This is a genomic window from Zunongwangia sp. L-65, from assembly GCF_056859415.1.
In genome coordinates this window covers 1-2,329 of sequence record NZ_JBSXOK010000001.1, presented here as the reverse complement: position 1 = coordinate 2,329, position 2,329 = coordinate 1, and the positions used below count along the sequence as shown (strand labels likewise).

Here is a 2,329-nt window from a genome sequence, read left to right as displayed (position 1 = left end):
ATACAAAGGGCGTAAGGTAAAGCACCGTAAATATGGTATACGTTTCGGATTGAACGGGATATTCATTCGGGACAACCTGATGTACCTGCGGTTAACCATTACCAACACATCCAATATCAGTTATGATATTGACCAATTACGTTTTTTTATCCGGGACCAGAAAAAGGCTAAACGTACAGCTTCACAGGAAATTGAAATTACCCCGGTACACATCCAAAACAAGGTGACAAAAATTGACGGCCGGTCTTCACAGACCTTGGTGATTGTGGTTCCCAAGTTTACCATTCCCGATAAGAAATACTTCGCCATTCAATTGTTTGAAGCAAACGGGGGAAGGCATATTAAGCTTAGTGTAAAAAACAGGACGATTATTAAAGCAGCAGTACTTCCCACATTACAATCAACAGGAAGTACACCTATCAATAACTTTTAAATCAATTATCATGAATCAGAAGAATTTAGAATACCTGAAAGACCAGATTAAATATACTGGCTTTGGAGAAGGACTCGAAGAAGTCTTAAAGCAAAAAATAGCAAAGGGACAGCCTGAATTTAAGATCCCGCACCTAACGCATTTTGGTAGCAACAAGGTAGATTCCACACTACATTTTAGCAAGTCCAAAAAAACGGATATGTATTTCTTCAATTCGTACCAGGTGAGTGTGCAAAAGGAAAACAATCCCGATGAGACTATGAAACAGACCTTCTATATTAACAAAGGCAATAACATTACCCTGAAAGAAGCCTACAACCTGATGGAAGGCCGATCGGTCAATAAGGAGCTGACCAATAAGGAAGGGCAACTGTACAATTCCTGGTTACAGATGGATTTTAAACAGAGTGATGACAATGGAAATTTTAAAATACAGCAGTACCATCAAAACTATGGGTACGATCTGGAAGCAACACTCGCTAAACATCCTATTAAGGAACTGGAGAATGAAACCTATAAATCCAATCTGGTCGATTCCCTGAAAAAGGGAAACCTGCAATCGGCAACTTTTCAAAAGGAAGGTTTGAAGCAGAAACAGTACATCGAGGCGAATCCCCGGTTTAAGACCATCAATATCTATGACAGCAATATGCAACGGGTGGATAACCGCCAGTCCAAGACGGAAAAACAATCGGAAGCACAAAGCCGCTCTGTTAAACAGGAGCATAAAGGCCAAGAGCAGCCGATTGCCGACGAGGCTCAGGACATACCAAAGGCTAAGAAGAAAAGAAAAAGACCCACCATAACCTAAAGGATATGGAACAGTTAAAGCCTTTATCTGACTTTTTTACGGCTATTGAGCAGGATGGCCGTATCAGCATTACACATATAGGAATATATGCTGCCCTGTTGGAGTATAGGGCGCAGATGGGTAATAGCAATCCGATAGTGGCATTTAGTTATGACATTATGAAGATTGCAAAAATATCATCTGCCATGACCTATCATAAATGTGTAAAGGATCTGAGTGCCTACGGGTATATACGGTATGAACCCTCATTTAATAAAAACAGGGGGAGTAAAATTTACTTTCCCGAAAGCGATGGGTAGAGAATGAATTAATTTTTCGGTACAAAGCCCTTCGGGGCTTTTGCTGTTTTAAAGCGGAGGTGTAAGATGGAAAATGAAATAAAAAGAATTCCGCCGGAAAAAGCAATAGCACTATTGAAAGAAGACGGTATAGAAGTAACGGCGGAACAGGTGAAAGTCATCCTGGACTTTATGTATGAGATTGCAGATATTGTAGTTGATCAGTATCTGGCAAAATTGCAGATTTATACATACGGGTAAGCACGGATGAACAGGCCGACAAGGGATACTCACAACGGGATCAGGAAGAGCGTTTGCGTAAGTATTGTGATATCAACCATATTCAGGTACGAAAAGTGATTTATGAGGATCATTCCGCAAAAACCTTTAAACGTCCTTCCTGGACAAAACTGTTAGGCATCCTTCGTAAATCCAGAGGGCAGTCCGATTTGATATTATTTACCAAATGGGACAGGTTTAGCCGGAATGCGGGAGATGCTTATCAGATGATCGGCACTTTGAGAAGATTGGGGGTAGAACCGCAGGCAGTAGAGCAACCACTCGACTTATCAATTCCTGAAAATAAAATGATGCTCGCCTTTTATCTGACTGCCCCTGAAGTGGAGAATGACAGAAGGGCATTGAATGTATTTCACGGGATGCGCCGGGCTAAAAAAGAAGGACGCTGGATGGGCCTTGCTCCAATCGGTTATAAAAACAAAATTGATGAGAGTGGTAGAAAATATATTGCGCCAAGGAAAGTCCAGAGTGACATAATGAAATGGGTATTCAAAGAATTGGCAAAAA

General features: G+C 41.0%; 5 protein-coding genes. All 5 read left to right on the top strand.

Annotation, left to right across the window (positions count from 1 at the left end; translation table 11 throughout):
- On the top strand, window positions 1-433 hold a 433-nt coding region (locus AC13DP_RS00025), incomplete at its 5' end, for a DUF4138 domain-containing protein (protein WP_483067070.1).
- A gap of 10 nt (window positions 434-443) precedes the next feature.
- Window positions 444-1,244, top strand: a complete 801-nt coding sequence (locus AC13DP_RS00020) for a hypothetical protein (protein ID WP_483067069.1) — start codon at window positions 444-446, stop codon at window positions 1,242-1,244.
- Between the two features lie 5 nt (window positions 1,245-1,249).
- Window positions 1,250-1,543 (top strand): hypothetical protein, encoded by a 294-nt coding sequence (locus tag AC13DP_RS00015; protein ID WP_249601128.1) that lies wholly within the window; start codon window positions 1,250-1,252, stop codon window positions 1,541-1,543.
- 66 nt (window positions 1,544-1,609) lie between these two features.
- Window positions 1,610-1,783, top strand: coding sequence for a hypothetical protein (locus tag AC13DP_RS00010; RefSeq protein ID WP_483067068.1), 174 nt, complete (start codon window positions 1,610-1,612; stop codon window positions 1,781-1,783).
- The coding region (locus tag AC13DP_RS00005; protein WP_483067071.1) for a recombinase family protein at window positions 1,759-2,329 on the top strand (571 nt) is incomplete at its 3' end. The genes AC13DP_RS00010 and AC13DP_RS00005, both read left to right, overlap by 25 nt.